Annotated in this window: 13 protein-coding genes; 12 read left to right on the top strand and 1 reads right to left on the bottom strand. The window is 51.8% G+C overall.

All coding sequences use genetic code 11. The features are described 5' to 3' along the window. Positions 1 to 20 precede the first annotated feature (20 nt). From ABGT54_RS06745 to ABGT54_RS06785, 9 genes are all read left to right on the top strand, one after another. Positions 21 to 1,130 carry a polysaccharide pyruvyl transferase family protein gene (locus ABGT54_RS06745; RefSeq protein ID WP_346663387.1) on the top strand — a complete coding sequence of 370 codons (1,110 nt, stop codon included), beginning with the start codon at positions 21 to 23 and terminating at the stop codon, positions 1,128 to 1,130. Beyond that, the gene (locus tag ABGT54_RS06750) at positions 1,123 to 2,322 is read left to right on the top strand and encodes a glycosyltransferase (protein WP_346663388.1); all 1,200 of its coding nucleotides are present in this window, start codon (positions 1,123 to 1,125) and stop codon (positions 2,320 to 2,322) included. The genes ABGT54_RS06745 and ABGT54_RS06750 overlap by 8 nt, the downstream gene beginning before the upstream one ends. 25 nt (positions 2,323 to 2,347) lie before the next feature. Further along, the gene (locus ABGT54_RS06755) at positions 2,348 to 4,312 is read left to right on the top strand and encodes an S-layer homology domain-containing protein (protein ID WP_346663389.1); all 1,965 of its coding nucleotides are present in this window, start codon (positions 2,348 to 2,350) and stop codon (positions 4,310 to 4,312) included. A gap of 211 nt (positions 4,313 to 4,523) precedes the next feature. Continuing rightward, on the top strand, positions 4,524 to 5,867 hold the full coding sequence (locus ABGT54_RS06760) for an S-layer homology domain-containing protein (RefSeq protein ID WP_346663390.1): 1,344 nt from the start codon (positions 4,524 to 4,526) through the stop codon (positions 5,865 to 5,867). 48 nt (positions 5,868 to 5,915) lie between these two features. Then, positions 5,916 to 7,700: a S8 family serine peptidase gene (locus tag ABGT54_RS06765; RefSeq protein ID WP_346663391.1), complete on the top strand. Its 1,785-nt coding sequence runs from the start codon at positions 5,916 to 5,918 to the stop codon at positions 7,698 to 7,700. 183 nt (positions 7,701 to 7,883) lie between these two features. Continuing rightward, entirely contained in the window at positions 7,884 to 13,061 is a 5,178-nt protein-coding gene (locus ABGT54_RS06770) for a leucine-rich repeat protein (RefSeq protein WP_346663392.1), read from the top strand. Positions 13,062 to 13,313: 252 nt separating this feature from the next. After that, a complete protein-coding gene (locus ABGT54_RS06775) occupies positions 13,314 to 15,353 on the top strand; it encodes an S-layer homology domain-containing protein (RefSeq protein ID WP_346663393.1) in 2,040 nt (679 codons plus the stop codon). A gap of 155 nt (positions 15,354 to 15,508) precedes the next feature. Next, a complete protein-coding gene (locus ABGT54_RS06780; RefSeq protein WP_346663394.1) occupies positions 15,509 to 17,647 on the top strand; it encodes an S-layer homology domain-containing protein in 2,139 nt (712 codons plus the stop codon). 100 nt (positions 17,648 to 17,747) lie between these two features. Then, positions 17,748 to 18,923 (top strand): S-layer homology domain-containing protein, encoded by a 1,176-nt coding sequence (locus tag ABGT54_RS06785; protein WP_346663395.1) that lies wholly within the window; start codon positions 17,748 to 17,750, stop codon positions 18,921 to 18,923. A 108-nt stretch (positions 18,924 to 19,031) separates the two neighbouring features. On the opposite strand, the gene ABGT54_RS06790 is transcribed toward ABGT54_RS06785, so the two are convergent. Beyond that, the gene (locus tag ABGT54_RS06790; RefSeq protein WP_346663396.1) at positions 19,032 to 19,973 is read right to left on the bottom strand and encodes a glycosyltransferase family 2 protein; all 942 of its coding nucleotides are present in this window, start codon (positions 19,971 to 19,973) and stop codon (positions 19,032 to 19,034) included. Between the two features lie 173 nt (positions 19,974 to 20,146). Between ABGT54_RS06790 and ABGT54_RS06795 the strand changes: the two genes are divergently transcribed. Genes ABGT54_RS06795 through ABGT54_RS06805 form a run of 3 tightly spaced genes read left to right on the top strand, consistent with a single transcriptional unit; the run spans position 20,147 to position 23,181 of the window. Further along, complete coding sequence (locus tag ABGT54_RS06795) at positions 20,147 to 21,721, top strand: glucosyltransferase domain-containing protein (protein ID WP_346663397.1); 1,575 nt, start codon at positions 20,147 to 20,149, stop codon at positions 21,719 to 21,721. A gap of 7 nt (positions 21,722 to 21,728) precedes the next feature. Continuing rightward, entirely contained in the window at positions 21,729 to 22,130 is a 402-nt protein-coding gene (locus ABGT54_RS06800; RefSeq protein WP_346663398.1) for a GtrA family protein, read from the top strand. Positions 22,131 to 22,161: 31 nt separating this feature from the next. Continuing rightward, entirely contained in the window at positions 22,162 to 23,181 is a 1,020-nt protein-coding gene (locus ABGT54_RS06805) for an acyltransferase (protein WP_346663399.1), read from the top strand. Positions 23,182 to 23,248: the final 67 nt, after the last annotated feature.

The following is a 23,248-nucleotide window of genomic DNA, read 5'->3' on the forward strand; positions in this document are numbered from 1 at the left end:
GTTTAGGAGAAGGATAAAAAATGAAACGCATATTTGTCCATGCCTATCTGGCAGGAAATTTCGGGGACGACCTGTTTGTCTATATTTTGTGCAGAAGATACCCAAAGATCCGCTTCCGGATCTTTGCGGACAGCTCTTATAAAAAAACATTTGCCGGACTTCCCAATCTGGAAGTCTGTGATTACAACAGCAGGACTGCCAGGTTCTGGGATCATCTGTGGAAGAAACTGAAAAAAACAGACAATGGATTCTGGAAGATGCTGATCCGCTTTTCCGATGGGGTGGTCCACATCGGGGGAAGCTCCTTTGTTCAGCACAGTGAAGACTTCGGGCCATTTCTGGAAAGTGACAGAACCTTGCGGAGACTGGGAAAAAAGATGTATCTGATCGGCTCGAATTTCGGGCCTTACACCGATGAGAACTACTATACGTCTTATCACCGGCTGTTTGCCACTTATGACGCGATCTGCTTCCGTGACAGTTACTCTTACGGGCTGTTCCGGGATCTTGACAACGTCCGGTGGGCGCCGGACGTAGCCTATAATTTGCAGTACCATTCCCGGAAGCAGGAAAAGAAGATGGTTCTGATCTCCGCTATCGACATGAAAGAACGCGGAGGAAAATATCCGCTCTGCAGCTATACAGACGCCTATGAAAAGGTGCTGGGTCAGATCCTGGAATATTTTCTTGCCCGCGGGTATGAGGTGGTATTTCTGTCTCTCTGCGAAGCACAGGGAGATGCAAGAGCCATGGAAAGAGTGCTGGAAAAAACCGGGGAAAAAGGCCGGATCCCGGTGTTCCATTATCGGGACAATCTCCGGGAAGCGCTGGATCTGTTCGCGGAAGCGCAGATCGTGGTGGGCACCCGGTTCCACAGTCTGGTCATGGGGTGGCTGAACCGGAAACAGGTGTATCCCATTGTGTATGATAAAAAGATCCAGAATACCCTGGAGGATCTTCACTATAACAATTATCTCCGCCTGGAGGATCTGGAATCCTTCCGGACGGATCAGCTGGAGCATATAGAACGATTAGAAGACCGCGAGGTGGACCGGCTGATCGCAGGCGCACAAGAGCAGTTTGCAGCCTTCGATCAGCTGGCAGAAGAATGGGGAGGAGCACATGAATAGTCCGTTGGTCAGTATTGTGATGGTAAATTATAATCACGACGACTTTTTGCAGGAAGCCATTTCCAGCGTCCTGGAACAGACCTATCAGAACTGGGAGCTGATCCTGGTGGACGACGGATCCACAGACAGATCCGGGGACATCATCCGCAGCTTTCAGGATCCGAGGATAAAACCGGTCTACCTGGAGAAGAACCGACATATCTGCGTGGCGACCAATACCGGGTTTTCCAGAGTCGGCGGCGCATATGTGGCAAGGCTGGACAGCGATGATGTCTGGAGGCCGGACAAGCTGGAGCATCAGGTGGCGTATATGGAAGCACATCCGGACATCGGGCTTTGTTTTACCCGGCTGGAGATCATCGGCCCGGATAGTAAAGTAGTGCCAAGAGAAGACCTGCCTGATCTTTATAATCTTTATGACAACCGGCAGGAATCCAGGGAGGCATGGCTTCGGTTTTTCTTCTTTTACGGCAATTCCCTGATCCAGTCTTCGCTTCTGATGCGAAGAGAGGTTCTGGATCATCTGGGAGACTTTAACCTGGCCTATGTGCAGGCTCATGACTTTGATTACTTTGTCAGGGCTGCAAAATATTATGAATTTGGATTCCTGGAGGAACCGCTTTTGAAATACCGGAGAAATACCGAGCAGAACAGCGCGGTCAATCCGGAGAATGATCTTCGGTTCTTCAATGAGCATATGAGCATCCGGCGCCATTTCTTTGATGATTTTTCCGATGAATTGTTTGTCGGCACATTCCGGGAATGTTTTGTGAATAAGGAGGCGTCTTCTCATGAGGAACTGCTGTGTGAGCAGGCCTTTCTTCTGATGGAGACTGTGGGGTTCGACCGGATCAACCCGGTGCTTGGGCTGGAGAAGATGGAAACGCTTCTGAATGATCCGAAGATACGGGAAACGCTGGAGACAAAATACGGGTTTACGCCCAAATCCTTTTATCAGGAAACAAAGAAGAATCTGTATTATACTTATGAACTGCATCAGAAGCTGCGGGAACTGGAGTGGAAGGTGCAGGATCTGACCGAGAAGACAAAGCATCAGCAGGATCACATTGATCTTCTGATGGCAGTCAAAGACCAGCAGCAAAGGCAGATCGAAAGCATGGAAAATTCTACCAGCTGGAAAATGACCAGGCCCGTGCGTAAGATGGGCAGCGTGATCCGGCGGAAAGGATAACAACAGCGAAAACAGGAGGACGCGAATGAAGAGGATAAAGATGAAACGATGGCTTTGCGCGGCGCTGATCGCGGGAATGCTTGCTACAAATGGCACGGCTGCACTTGCGGCTGAGCCGGAGACCGGGACAGAAGGGACAGAAGAGCTGATCCCGGAGATCGATCAGGGTCTGAAGGCCAACAGCTTCCGGTACCAGGACGGCCAGCCCGTCCGGCAGGAGGCGGAAGGAACCAGAGACCTGAACACAGAAGCCTATCATGAGAACGCGACCAGAAAAGGGATTGACGTCAGCGAGTGGCAGGGGGAGATTGACTGGGAGCAGGTCAAAGAATCCGGTATTGATTTTGCCATTCTCCGGGTAGGGTACGGCGGAGACGACGAAAGACAGGATGACAAGTACTTTGAGAGAAATGTCTCTGAGTGCGAGCGCCTGGGCATTCCCTATGGCGTCTATATTTATTCTTATGCAACCAACACAGAAAGAGCCAGAAGTGAGGCGGCGCATGTGCTGCGTCTGGTGGAGGGACACCATCTGGCTTATCCCATTTTCTTTGATATGGAAGACAACAGTACGCTGGTCCGCAATCCGGTTTCCAATGGTGTGGATATCCAGGCCACGCAGAAGCGGCTGGCAGAGATCGCAGAAACGTTCTGTGCGGCCATTGAGGAGGCGGGATATCCGGTAGGCGTCTACGCCAACTTAAGCTGGCTGAACGAGTATCTGACGGCAGAGTGCTTCTCCCAGTGGTACACCTGGGTGGCGCAGTGGAATACCACCTGTACTTATACCGGCGAATACACCCTTTGGCAGTATTCCGACACCGGCGAAGTGCCGGGAATTGCCGGAAGAGTGGACATGAATTACCTGATCGGCTACCCGGAAGATCACGGGGTGCCCTACCAGGGCAAGTATCAGGATCTCACCGGAGATGAGTGGTTCATTGGAGCTGTGGATCTGATGATGGAAGCTGGAGTAATGGATGGATTGTCCGAGACAGTTTTCGGTCCTTATGAGGAACTGACCAGGAGCCAGACGGTGACATCCCTGTGGCAGATCGAAGGAAAGCCAAGGGCCACCGACGCTTCCAGGTTCCCCGATGTGAGCGCGGGAGAGAGTTATACAGACGCCGTCCTCTGGGCAAGTGAGAACGGCATTGTAAACGGCTATTCCAACGGCAATTTCGGTCCAGACGACACGGTGACCAGAGAACAGCTGGCAAAGATTGTTTATAATTATGTGACATACAAGGGATGCCTGACCACGGATAAGGCAGACCTGTCTGGATACCAGGATGCAGGATGGGTCAGTGATTTTGCGGCGGATGCCATGGCCTGGATCGTAGGAAGAGGACTGATCAAGGGCAAAGAGGACGGCGCCCGTCTGGATCCCCAGGGAACCACCAGCAGGGCGGAATATGCCGTGCTGCTGCAGAGATTCCTGGAGCCGTTTGCAGATGTGCCGTACAACGCCTGGTATGCAAAAGATGTGGCGCTTGTTTATCTCTCCTCTCTGATGACCGGAACTGAGGACAATATTTTCTCTGCAGGAGATAACCTGGCAAGGGCGCAGTTTGCCACCATTCTTTACCGGATGAGCGGAGAGCCTGCGGTAACGTATCAGGAGATCTTTCCGGATGTGCCGGAAGGGGAGTGGTATACCAATGCGGTCACCTGGGCCAATGAAAATGGTGTGATCACCGGATACGAAGCAACGGGCACCTTTGGACCGGGGGATTCGATCAACCGGGAACAGCTGGCCACCATGCTGTACCGATACGCTTCTCTGACCGGATGCGACGTCAGTGAAAAAGCGGATCTGTCCGTATATCCGGACAATGCCGCGGTCAATGCGTTTGCCCGGGAAGCCATGGCCTGGTGCGTGGGCAAAGGGATCATCACCGGCGACAATGGAAACTTAAGCCCTCAGAAGAATGCCAGCAGGGCGGAGTGTGCCACCATGCTGATGCGGTATCTGCGGGCAGTCAGATAGATAGAGGACTCCAACCGGACGTCAGGGATCCGGGGAAAAAAGAAAACGGGACGTCCCCGGATGAAGCCAGGACAGGCTTCATCCGGCGGGCGTCTTTTTTTGGCGGCAGAAGAGGAAGGACCGGCTACATTTTTCTTGCCCTTATCGGAAATAGGGGATAGAATAGTGGTAGAGACGAGAGAATCGGAACCAAAAGAGAGGAGTGAAAGTTATGAAACGAAGATTCATCGCAGCAGCGCTGGCACTGATCTTAAGCTGCAGTTTATTTGCAGGGGCGAACGAGACCGGGTATGCGGCGGAGAATGAAAAGGAGGTCGTATCAGCCTATGTGGAGGCAGAGGAGCTTCGGGGGCTTCAGGCAGTGGATCTGAACCTGAATGAGCAGGAGTTTGGAGTCCTGTATTACACCAATTCCATCCGGATGGGAAACGGACTGCAGCCCTTGTCTACCTTTAATGCCCTGCAGGCGGCCTGCGACGTGCGGGCGCAGGAGCTTGTCGCCCTTTTCAGCCATACCAGGCCAAACGGGACAGACTGTTTGACTGCCCTGCAGGAGCAGGGGATTTCCTACCTGACTGCGGGAGAAAATATTGCCGCCGGCCAGACGGATGCCTGGGAAGTGATCAATGCCTGGTGGAACAGTCCGGGGCATCAGGCGAACATGCTGTCTGACTATAATCACATGGGAGTAGGCTATTATTACGGCCCTGGCACTAGTTATACCCATCACTGGGTGCAGCTTTTTGCCGGTGGATGTACCACACAGAGTATCCGGCTGCCGGGCCTGGAAGGCCGGATCCTGCTGATGCCGGCAGGGTCTTCCTTTGATACTCTGGGGCTGGCTGTGGAAGTACAGTGCGATCACGGCACCTCTTATCTGCCCCTGATCGACGCCATGTGCAGCGGGTATGATAAGGATGCGGTGAATGCCATCCAGGACATTACGATTTCCTACAACGGATGCACCACAACCCTGCAGATCTTTTCCTATCCGCCTATGCAGTTTAGCGATGTGACGACCAGCAGCTGGTATTACGGATATGTAGAGTATGTCTATGCGCTGGAGCTGATGACCGGTCTGAATGATACCTATTTTGGAGCGGCCGATCCGCTGGCCCGCGCGCAGTTTGCCGTTATTCTTCACCGGATGAACGGAGAACCCAAGGTGGCATATAGCCCGCAGTTCCCGGATGTGGCAAATGGTCAGTGGTATACGGACGCCATTCTCTGGGCTGCAGATACAGGGGTAGTGACCGGATACAGTGACACCGGAAACTTTGGCCCGGGGGATAAGATCAACCGGGAGCAGATGGCGGTCATGATGTACCGCTATGCACAGGCAAAAGGATACGACACCAGCACGAAGGCAGATTTCAGCCGGTATCAGGATGCGTCCCAGGTGGATGGATTTGCAGTGGAAGCCATGCGCTGGGCGGTCGGAACCGGGATCATCACTGGAAAAGATAATGGGACCAGGCTGGATCCCAGGGGAAATGCCAACCGCGCCGAGTGTGCTACGATCATCAACCGGTTTGTAACCACCTGTGGTGTATAGCGTAGAAAAAGCGGATGAAAGGATCCGCTTCAGAAAGAAGAGGGGCGAATGAAAGGATTACAGAAATTTTTGCAGGCGGCAGGTCTTTGCCTGTTTCTGTGGATCTTATCCGGTCCGGAGCTTCTCCATGCTTCGGAGGCGGATATGGAAACAGAGGAGTCCGGCAGCCAGATCATTGTGTTGTATGAGGATGCCAGAAGCCAGGAGTCCGGCAGCCGCAGGATCCAGGAACTGTATGGCGAAGAGATCAGAGACGCCAGGGAACTGGGCGGAACCGTGGAGGTGCTGACCGTGGCAGAGGACGCCGACGCCGATGCGGTCATAGAGACGCTTTCCGACAGGCCGGAGGTGGCAGCTGTGGGAAGAGACAGGAAGATCCCCCTTCACAGCCTTCCCAATGACCCCTATGTGCAAAATGGCGCTGCCTGGCAGTTTACATCTATTGGAGCAGACCAGGTCTGGGATACGTCTCCCGGCGCGGCCGTGGTAAAGGTGGCGGTGATCGATACCGGCGTGATGACAGAACACGAGGATCTGGCCGGGCGCTGTGAGATCGGCTATGATTACATTTCCGGTTCCGACCGGTCTATGACGGACCTGATCGGCCACGGGACGCAGATCGCAGGCGTGATCGCGGCCACAGCCAATAATGGCGTCGGGATCGCCGGGACGGCCGGAGCCGCTCCGGTACGGGTGGTGGCCTACCGGGCAGGAGGGGAAGATCCTTCCGATGAGGCGGTCCGTCTCTCCTATGTGATCGCGGCTCTGGAAGAGATCCGGCTTAGGCAGGACATCCAGGTGGTGAATCTAAGCATCGGAGGAACCGAGCCGGACGCCCTGGAAGAGGCGGCCATCCAAAGAGTCCTGAACGCAGGCAAGATTGTGGTGGCGTCTGCCGGAAACCGGGGAACCGGGGAATACAATTATCCGGCTTCCTACGACGGCGTGATCTCGGTGGGAGCCGTGTCCCGTACAGAGGAGATCGCCTATTTTTCCAATTATAATTCCCGGGTAGATCTGTGCGCCCCCGGGCAGCAGGTTGTGACCACGGGAAGAACCGGCGGTTATGTCAGCGCTTCCGGCACTTCCTTTGCCGCGCCTATCGCGGCGGGAGCTGCGGCGGTGCTGAAACAGAGATGTCCGGATCTGACGGCCGTTCAGGTGGAGCAGATCCTGAAAAAAACAGCCGAAGATAAAGGAACACCCGGAAGAGACGACTATTACGGGGCAGGGCTTATCGACCTTGGCCGGGCCGTGGAAGAGGCAGAAAGCCTTCTGGCATTTCAGGATGTTCCCTTGGACGCCTGGTATTACGATCCGGTAAAGTATGTCTTTGAAAAAGGGATCATGACCGGACTGAACCAGACCACCTTTGGAGCAGTAGAAGCGCTGGCAAGAGCACAGTTCGCCGTGATCCTCTACCGGATGAACGGGGAGCCTGCGGTGGAAGGAACGGCAGATTTCCCGGATGTGAGTCCCGGAACCTGGTATACAGACGCGGTCTCCTGGGCGGCAGCCGAAGGGGTAGTGACCGGATACAGTGACACCGGAAACTTTGGACCGGGGGATGAGATCAACCGGGAACAAATGGCGGTGATGATGTACCGCTATGCGAAGAGCCGGGGCTATGACGTGGGGCAGAGGGCAGATTTTTCCGGTTATCAGGATGCTGCGCTTGTCCATGATTTTGCCGGGGAAGCCATGCAGTGGGCAGTAGGGACTGGCATCATTTCCGGAAAATACGACCAGACCCTTCTGGATCCCTTAGGCCAGGCAAGCCGCGCCGAGTGCGCTACGATCATCATGCGGTTTCTGGAATACTACGGAGCGTAGGAGCAGCAACGAATATCCATTGTTTCGAGGAATTTTGTGATTTATAGATATACCCGATAAAACGAGTCTTTTATCGGGTATATTGATTAGACGTGGCAAAAAGCCTCTGATAAAATAAGAGTCAGGAAAGCGCTGTCGCTTTTGCGGCAGCGCTTATTTAATGACGAAGAGAGGAGGATGAAAATGAAAAGGAGACGTTTATTTGCATGTTTTCTTGCGATCCTTTTGTCGCTTTGTATGGCAATGCCTACTTTTGCGGCTGAAGTCCCGCAGGAAACCGTCCAGGTTCAGGCGGAAGAAACGGACCAGAACCTGGCAGCTCCTGTAGATCAGGAGACTGTTTCTGATGGATCAGAAGATTCGTCGGAAGATTCGTCTGAAGATGCGTCTGCGGATGCGTCGAAAGATGTGTCAGATGCAGCGTCAGAAGAACAGGCTTCGGCGCAGGAGGATGTTGCCACGTCGCAGGAGACTTCCGAAGAAGCTGCGGCACAGACGGCAGAAGAGGCTGCCGGTGCAGCGCAGAACGACTCTGCCGCAAGAGACACCCAGAGTGTGGAAGAGGCAGTGGTCCAGTCTGTTGACGACAGCATCTGGAGTACCGAAGACTTCGTGTATACCACGATGGAACAGACCTTAAACGGCTGTGATTACACCAGAGAATTTACTATCAAAGGAAAAGCGATTGCAGGATTTTCCGAGTATGGCCTGGAGAAGGTAAAGACCAACAAGCATCTGGTACTGCCCTCCACGGATGACAACGGCGAAACGCTGGTTGGTGTAGCGGAAGGCGCGTTTAAGAATATGGAACTGGAGTCTGTGGAATTCCCCACCGGTATGATGGTGGATTACGATGATACGGTGACCCATGTTGTAACAAGAAGAGGAAACTTTGTCATCGGTTCCAGCGCTTTTTACGGCAATAACCTGACAAAGGTTTACCTGCCGGAGGGCGTGATCGCGGTAATGCCCATGGCATTTTCCAAGAATCAGATCACAGAGCTGACCCTGCCTCACACCATCTGGTGGATCGAGAACCAGGCGTTTGCCACCAATCAGCTTACGACAGTAGGGTTCCCGAGAACCTGTGATTTCCAGCTGCAGATCCATGCACTGGCATTTGCACAGAACCAGATTAAGTCTGTAAGGCTTCCGGATTACACGGAAGTAGTGGAAAAGAAGGCCTTCTACTGGAATCCGGGTATGGAGGAGTGCCCGGCAGACGCGCCAGAGAAAGAAAAAGAATTGGGCGGCGTGGTGTATATGTACACCGACAACGAGGATCTGCTGAATAAGGAGAGGATCCATACCATCGACCGCACCGCTGAGTCCCAGAAATCCTGGCATCAGAAGCTGATCGTGGGACAGGATCCCAATGCGGAAGCTACCTGGACGATTGAGGATTTTACCATTGAGGGAACCACGATTACCGGTCTTAGCGAGTCCGGAGCTGAGAAGCGAAAAACGGATAAAAACCTGATCCTTCCCGACCGCAATGCAACCGGCGACTATATCACAGAGGTTGCATCTACGACCAGTGATACCGGCCTGTTTGCTACGGAGGAAGAGAAGTTCGAGTCCGTAACACTTCCCACTTACCTGGAGAAGGTCGGCGACCGGGCATTCTGCAACAGCGGCCTTCAGACTGTGAAGTTCCCCAATACCTTAAAAGAAATCGGGATTGCCGCGTTCCAGAGAAATGAGCTGACCAGCATTGTGCTTCCGGACAGCGTGACTACGCTTGGCGGCGGCGCATTCGGAACCAATCCGAAGCTTACCCAGATTGTTCTTTCCAAAGGCCTTACCGAGATTCCGGCAGGCGCGTTTGGATGCAGTACTGCAGATGAGTGGATGGCTGGCCTGACCAGCATTGAGATCCCGGAAGGCGTAGTGACGATCGCAAACAACGCATTTGCAGGCAATAACTTTACAGAGATCAACCTTCCTTCTACTGTGAAGGAGATTGGAGACTATGCCTTCTCCACCAAGAATTATCTGAAGGATACCGTGTGTACGATCACCCTGCCGGAAGGTCTGACCACCATTGGAAAATATGCGTTCCGCAACAAGATCGTAGAGACACTGGAGTTGCCGGAAAGCGTAGAGGCGCTGCCGGCGAATGTATTCACCAGAGAGTATTCCGACGATACCCAGGCGATGGTGACGACCGTCTATGTCAGCGCGGCGCAGATCGCCGACAAGGAGAACTTCCCGGAGTCCCAGTACCATACGCTGGTTCTTCGTTATGACCCGGAGAATACAGTGTGGGATGCTCACGACTTTACCTATGGGGAAGTGGAAGCAGAATATTATGATGTAAATAAGACCGAGACCGTTAAGGTGGAGGGCTGGGCAGTTACCGGCTTTTCTGAAAATGGCCTGAAGAAACTGGCCGTGAATCCCGAGATTGTGATCCCGTCAGAAGACCCGGACGGACGCCAGGTTACCGCAGTGGCAGCCAATGCCTTTAAGTACGACGAGGACACTATGGCGCAGAAGATTACTTCTGTGACCTTCCCGGAAAATGTAAAGACTGCCTATCAGGGAGCGTTAAGCCAGAAGACGGAGAGAGGAAATTTCCTCATTCTTAGCATGGCATTTTACGGACAGGGACTGACCGAGGTTGTCCTTCCGGAAGGCGTGTTAAGCGTAGGCCGTCAGGCATTTGCAAAGAATGCACTGACCTATGTGAAACTGCCGCAGACCATCTGGTGGCTGGAGCAGGGAGCGTTTGCATCGAACGCGATCCACACTGTGCAGTTCCCGACCACCTGCGACTTTAAGTTGAATATGGACGCCCAGGTATTTATGGGCAACCAAATCCGGTCTGTCGCGCTGCCGGACCGTGTGGAGAAGTTAAATAAATGGGTATTTATCCAGAATACCGGTAAGGAAGAAGTGACAACAGGAACTGCTGCAGAGAAGAAGGGCGGCGTGGTCTACATGTACGGCCCGGAGGCTCTGGCATCGGAAGCGCTGATCGACCATATAGACAATGGAAAGAGCAACGTCCAGAAGCTGGTGATCGGCACACAGGAGCCGGCGGAGCAGTTCTGGAATCCGGTACATTTTACCTATGACGGTACCACCATCACCGGATTATCTGACGCCGGGAAGGAAAGGCTCACCTTTGACACCTACCTTCGGATCCCGGATCAGACCGCGGACGGCAAAGATGTGACCGCGATCGGTAACAATGCGTTCGCAGCCAGCGGCATCACAGCAGTGCAGCTGCCGAAGGCTTTGCAGACCATCGGAACCGCAGCCTTCCGCGCCAATGAGATGACAGAAGTGGTGATCCCGGACAGCGTGACAAGCATCGCATCCGGTGCATTTACCAGTTGCGCGTCTCTTGAGAGCGTTACCCTTCCCAAGGGGATTACCTCCATTGAGCAGGCATCCTTTAGTGGCACAGCGCTGAAAGAAGTGCTGATCCCAGAGGGTGTGACGACCATTGGAAGAATGGCATTTAACGGAGCGCCGGTAGAGATACTGGTGATCCCCAATACCGTTACCGAGATCGGCGATCAGGCATTTTACGCAAACCATCTGACAGAGCTGATCATTCCGGCAAGCGTGAAATCCATCGGAAAGAGCGCATTTTCACAGTATCCGGAGACCAGTCCTTCTTCCCTGGAGAAGCTGACCTTAAACGAAGGTCTGGAGTCGATCGCTTCTGCGGCATTCCGCAAGAGTAATCTGACGACTGTTAATATCCCGTCCACGCTGAAAGAGCTTGATAAAGACGCTTTCCAGGACGGCGCAAAGGGACAGGTAATCCTGTACACGGAAAATAAAGAGCATGAAAAAGAGACGCCGACGTTTATCCCGGTAAGTGACGGACACAAGGTGATCTACACCAACCTGATCGGAACTGGCTGGGAATATGACGACTTTACATTTGATGGTTCTGTAGTGACCGGCTGGTCAGAGCAGGGCAATCAGACCCGTCTTGCAAACAAGAACCTGGTGTTGCCGGCAGAAAATCCCGAGACCGGAGAGGCGATCACAGAGATCGGTGAGAATGCGTTCAAGATCCCGGATGAAGAGATCGAGCAGCTCAAAGACAGCGTTTCCTCGCCCAATGGCATGGAGACAGTAGTGATCCCGGATACCGTGACCAGGATTGGAAAGAAAGCATTTGAGTACAATAATTTTACAGAGATGACCTTTGGCGCTGCAGTGACTGAGATCGGAGAAAGCGCATTCCACGGCAACAAGCTGACGAAAGTAGTAATCCCGGATACGGTAACTACACTGGGAGCGGGCGTATTTTCCGAGAACAACATTACGGACCTGACCTTATCCAGGGGCGTGACCGTAATCCCGCAGGGCGCCTTTTCCATGAACATCCGCCTGGAGCAGGTGACGATCCCGGATACCGTAACCGAGATCGGAGAGATGGCGTTTGCAGGCGCAAGACTGATTAGCCTGGAGATTCCGGCTTCCGTAGAGAAGATCGGAAGAAAGGCCTTCCATCTCCATCATCTGACCGAGCTTACCATTCCGGGCAATGTAAAGGAGATCGGCGAGTCCGCATTTGAAGGAACCTTTAAGGCCATCACATTAAAGAAACTGACCCTGGAAGAGGGCATTGAGTCCATCGGAAAATATGCCTTCAAGGAAGGATATCTGGAGAGCGTAGAGCTTCCGTCCAGCTTAAAAGAAATGGGCGAGGAGCCGTTCTACGGCAATGCCGGAACCAACGGCGACCATGTGGTGGTATGCTATACCTCCAATAAAGACCATCTGAAGTTCGGCGATTCCGCTTCTCACAAGATCGTTTATGTATATGAGGAGACAGGGCTTCCTTACGAGGATGTAAGCGCCGGCGAATGGTACTACGATGCAGTGAAGTATGCTTATGAGCACGGCCTGATGACCGGTCTTGATGATACGACCTTCGGACCAAACGAAAAGCTGGCAAGAGCACAGCTGGCCGTGATCCTGTATCGTCTCAATGGCTCTCCGGAAGTGGAGTATGACGATATCTTCCCGGATGTGCCGGAGAATGAATGGTATACCAATGCTGTCATCTGGGCGCAGCAAAATGGCATTGTCACCGGATACACCAACACCGGTGAATTCAAGCCCGGCAACGACATCAGCCGCCAGGAGATCACAACTATGATGCACCGCTATGCCGAATATAAGGGATATTCCCTGGAAGGCGGAGCAGACTACGGAAACTATCCAGATGCGGCAATGGTTGCAGACTACGCCAAAGAGGCTATGAGCTGGGCGGTCGGCAACGGCATCATCAGCGGAAAGACCGATCCGGTCAGCCTGGATCCACAGGGAGAAACCTATCGGTCCGAGTGCGCTACGATCATCATGCGATTCGCGGAAGCATTCGAATAATCCATTGGGGACGGGGGATTTTTAAAAATCCCCCGTCCCCAATGCTTTAAAGCGGGAAGTTATCCCCCGAATGTGAATAGTTGGTGTGGATAGCGTGTTAAAATTGTGTGGAAAATGAAAGTTGACGTCGAATGGGGACGGGGGATTTCTGGAAATCCCCCGTCCCCATTCGACAAGCGGCAAAAAATGCGCTATAATATAGGCGACTATTGCAATTATGACTTGTGAGGCAGAAAGGAGAGTATATTGATTATGAACAAAGGGGCAAGAAATTTGCTTCTGGCCGCCGGGTGTCTGGCGTTTTCCGGGGTGTTTGGCCTGACAGCGCACGCGGAGGAGCTCCAGGACATGAATCCGTACCGGCAGCAGACCGTGACTGCCATGGACGAATATGGCAATATTACGGAGATTGGCGATTCGGAAGGGATCATTGATGAGGGAAGCGGGAACACAAAGTCCGGAGGAGACCGGACGCTGCAGTCTTCTACCACGAAGATTGTAAATTTTAATACGAAAAATAATCAGGTGACGAATTACACTGAGGACGGTACGGGCAATCTTGGCTATACCAATGGCGACTATGGCGCGGACGCTGCGTTTCTTGGCGAAAGCAATGGAAAGGTGAAGTTTATGATGTCCGGCGTGGTGGGCTGGGTCAATGCGTCAGAGGTGCAGGTCATAGAGGTGTCCCAGGCTGCGGTGGTCAGCGGATACCATGTGGAGAATGGCCGGCTGATCCACGGCGTGGTTCACGACATGACGACTCCCGGTTACCGGACGAAGCTGGATAATGGAGCGGCTCCTTCTTATCTGAAGGCAGATGTGAAATATTACAGTTATGACGGCCATTATTTTTATCAGGATTATTCCGTCATGCTGAAGGATTACCAGAACAATACCAGGGCCAACTCGGTGAACCCGAATACGCCTTATTACAATTATTATCAGTATCTGCCGTTCCGCAGCGTCACCAGCTACAGCGCAGATACACTGAGCTCCATGATCAATCAGAAGACGTCTTCATACAACCATTCCCTGATGTCCAACCGGGGCAGTGATTTTGTCAATGCACAGAATACTTACGGCGTCAACGCGCTTCTGATGACTGGTATCGCGGCCAATGAAAGCGCCTGGGGCACCAGCAATATCGCCCAGACGAAAAACAATCTCTTTGGCCTGAATGCCACAGACGCCAATCCGGGCGAAAATGCCAGTGTATTTGAAAGCGTCCAGGCGTGCATCAATGATTTCGCAAACGGATGGCTTTCCAAAGGGTATCTCTATCCCAGGGACAGCCGGTATTGCGGCGGATTTCTGGGAAATAAAGCCAGCGGACTGGGAGTAAAATATGCTTCCGATCCTTACTGGGGAGAGCGGAACGCCAACCTGGTCTATGCCCTGGACAAGCTGCAGGGAAATCAGGATTACCAGAGATATACCATCGGTGTAAAGGATACGATTTCCCCGGCTCACAACAGCCTGAATGTATATAAGGAGGCAAGCACGTCTTCGACATTGCTGTACGAAACAGGCAAGGCGTCCTGCTATGCGATGCTGATCCTGGATGAGAATCCGTCCGGCGGCTTTTACAAGATCCAGAGCGATGGAGTGCTGACAGACGGCAGGACAGCGGTTACCAATGCAACGGGGAATTATCACTACGGCACCATGTACGCCTACATTCCCACAGGCAGCGTTTATGTGGCCTCCAAGGGGAGCGGCGGCATTTCCTATTCCCCCTTCCAGGACGTAAGCTCCGCCCAGTGGTTTTATGAGGCGGTGATGTATGTCAATGACAAAGGTCTGATGACCGGCCTTGACAGCCAGCATTTCGGGCCGGCAGATGATCTGGCCCGCGCCCAGTTTGCCGTCATCCTGCATCGGATGAATGGAAAGCCGGAAGTGTCATTTTCACAGAAGTTTCCGGATATCGGTCCTGGAGAATGGTATACCAGTGCAGTGCTCTGGGCAAGCAATGAGGGAATCGTGACCGGATACACGGACACAGGCCTGTTCGGTCCGTCGGATGAGATTACCAGGGAGCAGATGGCGGCCATGATGTACCGGTATGCACAGAGCAAAGGATACGACGTCAGCCAGAAAGCAGACTACAGCAAATATCCGGACGCTGCAAATGTGCAGGACTTTGCCAAAGAAGCCATGTCCTGGGCGGTAGGAACCGGGATCATCACCGGCACCAATGAAGGAACCCGGCTGAATCCCCAGGGAAATGCCAACCGGGCAGAGTGCGCCACGATCATTATGAGATTTACAGAGAAATACGGAATGTAATCCGTCAGAGAAATAAGAGTTGAAACAGAGGCTGAAATAGAGACTGAAACAGAGACTGAAATAAGGGCTGACATCCGGCGAAAAAAGTTGGATGTCAGCCCTGTTTGTGATATGATATATCTGAAAATGTAGCAGTATGAGGAGGTGCTTATTTTATGAGGAAACAAGTATGGAAGACAACGGCGGCGGTGGCTCTTGCTGCTCTGATGGCTGTGCCGTCCGGGTCCGTGGCTTTTGCTTCTGAAGCAGAGGCGGACGCTCCGGAAGCCCAGGTGCAGGAGCAGGCAGCCGGCGAAGAAGCGGCCCAGGTGCAGGAGGAAGCAGCCGGAGAGGAAGCGGCCGAGGCTCCGGATCGGGAGCTTTCCTGGTATAACAGAGGAGATGCTATTAATGTCGGTGACAACAAAGAGTGGGAAGGCGTGGTTGACAATGAGGACAATACCGTCGTCCTGACGGGAAGCAATACCCTTGACTGGGCGTCGTCGAAGACGCTGGAGATCCCGGCAAAGGTAGGGAAATATACGGTTGTCGGTGTGAGCGGTTATCTGGATGGTTTTAGCATAATGTCTCCTGGGGTAATCACCACGGTAAAATTCCCCAATACCGTAAGCTTTATTGAGGATGGAGCTTTTTCGCAGTTTACGAATGTTACTACCGTATATCTTCCGGATAATACGGGATATGACGGAATTGATGCATGGAACAATCCGTTTTCGGGATGTACTAAGATTGAAACCGTGTATGCAAATGTTTATTCACTGGATCATGAAGATCTACGCAACAGTCTGAAAACCATTACCTATTATGATGGTGTAACCCAGATAAATGGGACACCGTATTTCGGCCTTTCTACATATGCAGAATTAACCACAATTAATCTGCCGGCCAGCATCGAGCGCTTCGGCTGGGGAAATTCACCGAAACTTTCCGCATTGAATTGTCCGAAGCCAATCAGCCAGATTATTGTAACGACTACCCAAAATTGCCCGAATCTGCGTATTCCAGTAAATGCAGGTGTGACAGCTATTACAGATGCTTATAAGAACAGTGGCATTACATCCATTACCCTGCAGTTGCCGCAAGGCGGCTCTGGCAATGCGAAAGATGCCTTTATCAACTGCCCCAATCTTACCGGGATTTATGTGACAGATCCGAATGGAGAATTCCACTCAGAGGACGGAGTTTTATGGTGGAATGACGATCTCTACGCATATCCGGCGGGCAAGAGTCAGGCCGGCAACTACGATGTTCCGGAGAATACGAAGTGTATTTACCTGTACGCGTTTGATTCGTGCAAGTTTGATACCATTACCTTCCCGGAAAATATCAATCCGAGCTTTTACTTTGACTCTGATGATACGATAGCGACTCCAAGAGAAAGCTTTCTGGAGAATACTGGTTTCACTAAAGTAAGACTGGTGGCTGGAAGCGAGGTGCCGTATTCAAATTCAGCGGAGGATCTGGCGGACAGACTGGAGATTGCGCCAAGCCAGGTGGAATTTTATCTTGGAAATACTTACAAGATTTCCTATAACCTGGACGGAGGAACCAATGATCCGGCCAATCCCACTTCTTACCGGGCCGGCGAGGATCCGGTGACCTTAAAGAATCCGACGAAAAAGGGATCTGTTTTCCTTGGATGGAAGAGAAATGATGTGGCCGATGGTTACGAAAATACCACACAACGCGCGTATAACGGATATTTTACAGATTATACGTTTACCGCATGCTGGAGCACAGACCTTCCCTATAATGATGTGGGTAAGGAAACCTGGTTCTATGAATATGTAGGAAATGTTTATGAGAAGGGGCTGATGACCGGGCTGGATGACACTACATTTGGTCCGACAGCAAATCTGGCCCGCGCCCAGTTTGCCGTCATCCTGTACCGGATGAACGGGGAGCCGGAAGTGACATACAGCGCACAGTTCCCGGATGTGGCAGACGAGCAGTGGTATACGGACGCCATTCTCTGGGCGGCAGATACAGGCGTTGTGACCGGATATAGTGACACCGGAAAATTTGGGCCGTCTGACAACATCAATCGGGAGCAGATGGCAGTGATGATGTACCGCTACGCAAAGTATAAAGGATATGACACCAGCGCACAGGCAAATCTGAATACCTTCCCGGATCATGCAAGTGTCAACGTATTCGCAAAAGAAGCCATGTCCTGGTGCGTGGCCGAAGGCATCATTACCGGAGATAAAGGAAACTTAAGTCCGCAGAAAAGCGCCAACCGTGCAGAATGCGCTACCATTATCACAAGATATCTGGATAAAGTGGAAGAATAATCCGGCAGATTATTCCGGGAATCATTCATGGAATCATTCATGGGATCATTCATGAAATCATTCATGGAATCATTCAGAAGCATCCATGGAGGTGTGAGGTATGAAGAAAACTGGAAAGAAAAGAATCTCTCTGGTTCTGGCGCTGCTGTTTGCGGCAGCGTCCGGCCAGCTGGCCGCGCCAAATGTAAGGGCTGCAGAAATGGATCCGGAAGCGATGCAGGTGAAAGAAGCGGCTGCGGAAATGGGTCTGGAAGCGATGCAGGTGAAAGAAGCGGCTGCGGAAATGGATTCTGAAGTGAAAGATATAGAAATAGGACAGTATCTGGATGAGGAAAAGCCGGAAGTCGTGGCAGAACTTCTGGATATGGATCCTGCTGCCACCCGGTTTTTCGGGGAGGCCGGGATCGCATATGAAAAAGAAGGGCTGTTTCTGGAGTATTACGGAGATACCGGAAGCTCATGGAATGCAGTCCTTCCGATAACCTTTACCGCCACAGATGACGGAGCCAGCTATCACGGTATTTCCTGCGGAGTCTCCAGGGAGACCGTAGATCATGTCATGCGAGAAGAGGGCTGGTATACCTGGCATGCAAACAGTCAGTCGGCCAGTTATATGAAAGAAGCGAACAGGCGATGGTATACTTTTTATGTCAGCCTTTCCAATGAGGGAGTAACGGACTGGGAATGGATCAACTGGACCCAGGGAGACTTTGGCGAAGTTCCTTTCCCGGATGTTCCGGAAAACGCCTGGTTCTTTGAACCAGTGCGTTATGTACACAGGAACTGGCTGATGACCGGCTTAAGCAACGGAAACTTTGGCCCGGGAGAAAACCTGGCCCGCGCTCAGTTTGCCGTCATCCTGTATCGGATGAACGGGGAGCCGGAGGTGACATACACTACACGATTCCCGGATGTGGCAGCCGGACAGTGGTATACGGACGCCATTCTCTGGGCGGCGGATACAGGCGTTGTGACTGGCTATAGTGACACCGGAAACTTTGGTCCGTCCGACAACATCAACCGGGAGCAGATGGCGGTCATGATGTACCGCTACGCACAGGATAAAGGATACGACGTCAGCCAGAAAGCAGACTACAGCAAATATCCGGATGCCGGATATGTCAATACATTTGCCAAAGAAGCCATGTCCTGGGCGGTAGGAACCGGGATCATCACCGGCACCGATGAAGGAACCCGGCTGAATCCCCAGGGAAATGCCAACCGGGCAGAGTGCGCCACGATCATTATGAGATTTTGTGAAAAATATGGAAACTAAAGAATAATAAACACATTGTGGAAAACCGGGTGGAAAAGTCGGTGGATAAAATGTGGATAAAATCAATTGGGGACGGGGGATTTCTGAAAATCCCCCGTCCCCAATTGATTAGCAGTTGGTTTCTTTGATAATATACACCGGCCGGCGTTTGGTCTCCAGGTAAGTCTTGGCCAGGTATTGGCCCAGGATGCCGATGGAGAATAGCTGCAGGCCGCCCAGGAAGAAGATGACGCACATCATGGAGGGATAGCCTGCCACCGGATCGCCCCAGATCAGTGTCTTGGCGATGATGATGAGGATGATCACAACCGAGATAAAGAGGCAGATGATCCCCAGCACTGAGGCGATGGAAAGTGGCGCGGTGGAGAAGGCGATGATCCCGTCCAGTGAGTACAGGAATAGTTTCCAGAAGGACCATTTGGTATCCCCGGCCACCCGCTCTACATTTTCGTATTCCAGCCATTTGGTGCGAAAGCCGACCCAGCCGAAGATGCCTTTGGAGAACCGGTTATATTCCGGCATGTCCAGGATGGCGTCGGTCATCTGCCGGGTCATGAGGCGGAAGTCCCTGGCCCCGTCTACAATCTCCGTTTTGGAAATCTGATTGATGAGTTTGTAGAAGCAGCGGGCAAAGAAGGAGCGGATCGGCGGCTCTCCCTTCCGGTCTACCCGGCGGGTGCCTACGCAGTCGTAATCCTCTTCTTTGATGGCTGTGTACATCTCATCAAGCAGAGAAGGCGGATCCTGAAGGTCTGCGTCCATCATGGCCACATAATCGCCTCTGGCATGGGTGAGGCCTGCGATGATGGCGCCTTCTTTCCCGAAATTGCGGGAAAAGGAAATGTATTTTACCCGGGGATCTGATCCGGCATAGCGTTTGATCACAGACAGGGTCTGATCCCGGGAACCGTCATTTACAAATAATAATTCAAAATTTACACCGTATTTCTGTTCCATTGAGGAGAAGACCTTGCAGACCTCTTCATAAAAATAGGGAAGCGAGGGCTCCTCGTTGTAGCAGGGAACGATGATGGAAATCAGGTCAGACATAATAACATCCTTTCATTTGCAGTTTTACACCGATAGTTGTATTATAAAAAATTCAGATAAAAAAATCAATGCCGTGCCTGGAATGTTGACAAACATTCGAGAAACAGATAAAATTCAAAAGGATTCGTATGGATTCGTATGTTTCGGAGAATGGAGTAGAAAGGATAAGGATTGTGAAAGAAAAGAAATGGAACTGGCTTCCTTTCGGGGAGTATTACAGAAAGAACCGTCTGACCTTTGCCCTGACCGGTGTATTTCTTTTGATCGTGTATGGGATCAAGATCTTTAACGTCAGCATATCCCATGATACGGAGGCGGCCATCGCGGCGCCTTTTAATTTGTACAAAAGCTGGTACACTATGGGGCGTTTTGGTCTGGTGGTTCTGAAGCGGCTGCTGGGCACTTATGAGTTTAATCCTTACGCAGCCTCTTTCCTTATGGTTGTGGCCATGTTTTTGAACGTGATCCTATGGGGCTATCTCTTTGCCTGGCTGGGTGGAAAAAAGTGGCAGGACGGCTTTAGCAGCTGGATCTTCCCGGTTGTTTTTTTTACATCCATGATCATGGCAGAGCAGTCCGGGTTCCTGCTCCAGTCCTATGAGATAAATGTGGCGCTCCTCCTTCTTGGAGCCGCGCTTCTTTGCGGGTTTAGGGCCATCCTTACCAGGAGAAAGTTTTATTCCCCTTATTACCTGGCGCCGGTGGCGTGCTGTATCTTTGCGTTTTCAGTGTATCAGTCTTTTGTGCCTCTTTTCGCGGCTGCGGCGGCCATCTGTTTTCTTCTGGTCTATACCAACCGGGAAGTAGAAGCGCAGGAGGTAAGCGTCGGGTTCTGTCTGGGGACGATCCTGCGACTGATCGTGATCTTTGCCGCTTCGCTTTTCCTGTACTATGGTATCAACCATTTCGTGCTTGCAGGACTTCATCTGGAGACTACATCCTATATCACAGACCAGATCCAGTGGGGAAAGATCAGCCTGGAGGAAGGTCTTAACAACATTTATCTGCATATTTACAAGGCGATGACAGGAAAGGGGATTTTTTACACCAGCCTGCATCTGATCGCCTATGTGGGCATGCTGTTTTGCATGCTTCGGCAGCTGTTTGTGAAAAAACCCTGCAGGATCCTGTATCTTGCGGCTGCTGCCTTTGTGCTGATCAGTCCGTTTTTGATGACGATACTGATGGGAGCGGAGCCTACGGTCCGCACTCAGATCCTGCTGCCTTTTGTGGCGGGGTTTGCGCTTCAGTATCTGGTGGTCACGATCCGCGAAGAGCGCTTCAGACTCTGCAGGTATCTCTATGTGGCGGCGCTGTGCCTGACCGGTGTGCTCTGCCTTCAGCAGAGTATGGATGCGGCCAGACTTTATTATACGCAGTACATCCAGTATCAGGAGGATGTACGGGTGGCGCAGAAGATCAGTGACCGCATCGAGGCGCTGGGACTGGGAGAAATCCCGGAGGAGCCGGTAGTCTTTGTAGGGGCAAGGACGCCACTTAAAAATGCAGTCTGCTACAGCGACGATGAACTGGAGCTGATCGGAAAATCCTTCTTTGCGATTTCTTACGGCACAGGTCATGGCACCTGGGTGATGCGGAACTTTATGACTTCTCTTGGCTATCCCTATGTGTTTGGAGATGATCAGGACTTTGCAAAGGCGGATCAGCTTGCGGCAGCTATGCCATCCTGGCCTGCCCAGGGAAGTGTGGCAGAAAAAGACGGGATCATCATTGTAAAGTTAGGATAAGAAAGCGATGAAACAGTGGATTTTAAAATATAAAGAAATGATATTGTATCTGTTCTTTGGAGGATGCACCACTCTGGTCAATATCCTGGCCTATGCGGCGGCCACCCGCTTTGTTTCCATGGCGGTGGTGCCGGCCACTGTGCTGGCCTGGATCCTTTCCGTGATCTTTGCCTATGTGACCAACCGCATCTATGTCTTTGAGAGCAAGACCCGGGGAATCCGGGCCATTGGCAGGGAAGTAGCCGGGTTTGTAAGCTGCCGGCTCTTTTCCGGGGCGCTGGATGTAGGTCTGATGTGGCTCCTGGTGGATATGGCGGGATTCCCGGATCTGGTGATCAAGATCCTTTCCAATATTCTTGTGATCATCATCAACTATGTGGCAAGCAAGTTCTGGATATTTAAGAAATAAAAAGAAAGAAAAAGAAAGACAGAGGGATACTATGAAAAAGGAACGGTTATTCTACCTTGATTTTGTGCGGGCAGTGGCAGTTGTGTCCATCCTGCTGACTCATTTTAACGCAAGATATCTGTACCTGGTGCCTCCCATGCCTGAGAAGGCGGTGATCACTACCACGGTCAGCAATATTTACATCGGGAACTGGGGCGTATCCCTGTTTTTTATTATCTCAGGCGCGGCTCTGATGTATGTGTATCAGGACAGGCTGGACCTGAAAACATTCTATAAAAAACGATTCCTGTCTATTTATCCCATGTTCTGGATGGCGTATATCGTGGCATTCGCTTTTCTCTATGCCAGGAATCATGTGATCCCCGGCGCAGGGACGCCGAAGGTGAACTTTCTCTTTACCATCCTTGGGATGGACGGAATGCTCGCCGCCTATCTTCCTACCTTTTATATTCTGGGCGAGTGGTTCCTTGGAACGATCATTCTGATGTATCTTCTCTTTCCCCTGCTGCGGCTGGGGGTAGAGAAACAGCCGGCGCTTACTGCTGCGGCCATCCTGGTCATTTACGCCGCCATGTTCCTTTTGCAGGGACAGGTCAACATCAGCATTGTGGTACTGACCAGACTGCCGGAGATCGCCTTTGGGATGTACTTTGTCCGCTGGGGGAGAAAAGTGGACTGGAAAGCGGCTCTTGTGGCCCTTGTGCTCCTTGTGGCAAACGGATTACTTGCTCCGGCGCTGCCGGACATGCTGCAGACCACCTATGTGGGGATCGCATCCTTCCTCCTTCTGGTGTTCCTTTCTTATTATGTAAAGGTGCCGGTCTGCGAAAAGTTCTGCAGCGTGATCAGTAAATATTCCTATGCAATTTTTCTGGTCCACCATGTGATCATTGCAGAGATCATGCAGCACTTTGATCTTGTGCAGATTTCCGTGGCAAAGAGCTATCTCTTATTTGCCTGCACCTGCGTGGTGATCGCAGTTTTTGCCTGGCTGTTGTTTCAGGTTCACCGCCTCATTATGAAACAGATCCCGACATTGTTTAAGAAATAACCGGCATTGCAATGTGGAGCCAATTAGAGTAGAATAGTAAGAAATGAAGACTGAAATGTATAGAAGA

Origin of the sequence: uncultured Merdimonas sp. (assembly GCF_963929015.1) — a bacterium.
GTDB lineage: Bacteria > Bacillota > Clostridia > Lachnospirales > Lachnospiraceae > Merdimonas.

Coding starts and splice junctions, on each gene's coding strand:
- ABGT54_RS06745 (WP_346663387.1), top strand. CDS start 21: ATGAAACGCATATTTGTCCATGCCTATCTGGCAGGAAATTTCGGGGAC.
- ABGT54_RS06750 (WP_346663388.1), top strand. CDS start 1,123: ATGAATAGTCCGTTGGTCAGTATTGTGATGGTAAATTATAATCACGAC.
- ABGT54_RS06755 (WP_346663389.1), top strand. CDS start 2,348: ATGAAGAGGATAAAGATGAAACGATGGCTTTGCGCGGCGCTGATCGCG.
- ABGT54_RS06760 (WP_346663390.1), top strand. CDS start 4,524: ATGAAACGAAGATTCATCGCAGCAGCGCTGGCACTGATCTTAAGCTGC.
- ABGT54_RS06765 (WP_346663391.1), top strand. CDS start 5,916: ATGAAAGGATTACAGAAATTTTTGCAGGCGGCAGGTCTTTGCCTGTTT.
- ABGT54_RS06770 (WP_346663392.1), top strand. CDS start 7,884: ATGAAAAGGAGACGTTTATTTGCATGTTTTCTTGCGATCCTTTTGTCG.
- ABGT54_RS06775 (WP_346663393.1), top strand. CDS start 13,314: ATGAACAAAGGGGCAAGAAATTTGCTTCTGGCCGCCGGGTGTCTGGCG.
- ABGT54_RS06780 (WP_346663394.1), top strand. CDS start 15,509: ATGAGGAAACAAGTATGGAAGACAACGGCGGCGGTGGCTCTTGCTGCT.
- ABGT54_RS06785 (WP_346663395.1), top strand. CDS start 17,748: ATGAAGAAAACTGGAAAGAAAAGAATCTCTCTGGTTCTGGCGCTGCTG.
- ABGT54_RS06790 (WP_346663396.1), bottom strand. CDS start 19,973: ATGTCTGACCTGATTTCCATCATCGTTCCCTGCTACAACGAGGAGCCC.
- ABGT54_RS06800 (WP_346663398.1), top strand. CDS start 21,729: ATGAAACAGTGGATTTTAAAATATAAAGAAATGATATTGTATCTGTTC.
- ABGT54_RS06805 (WP_346663399.1), top strand. CDS start 22,162: ATGAAAAAGGAACGGTTATTCTACCTTGATTTTGTGCGGGCAGTGGCA.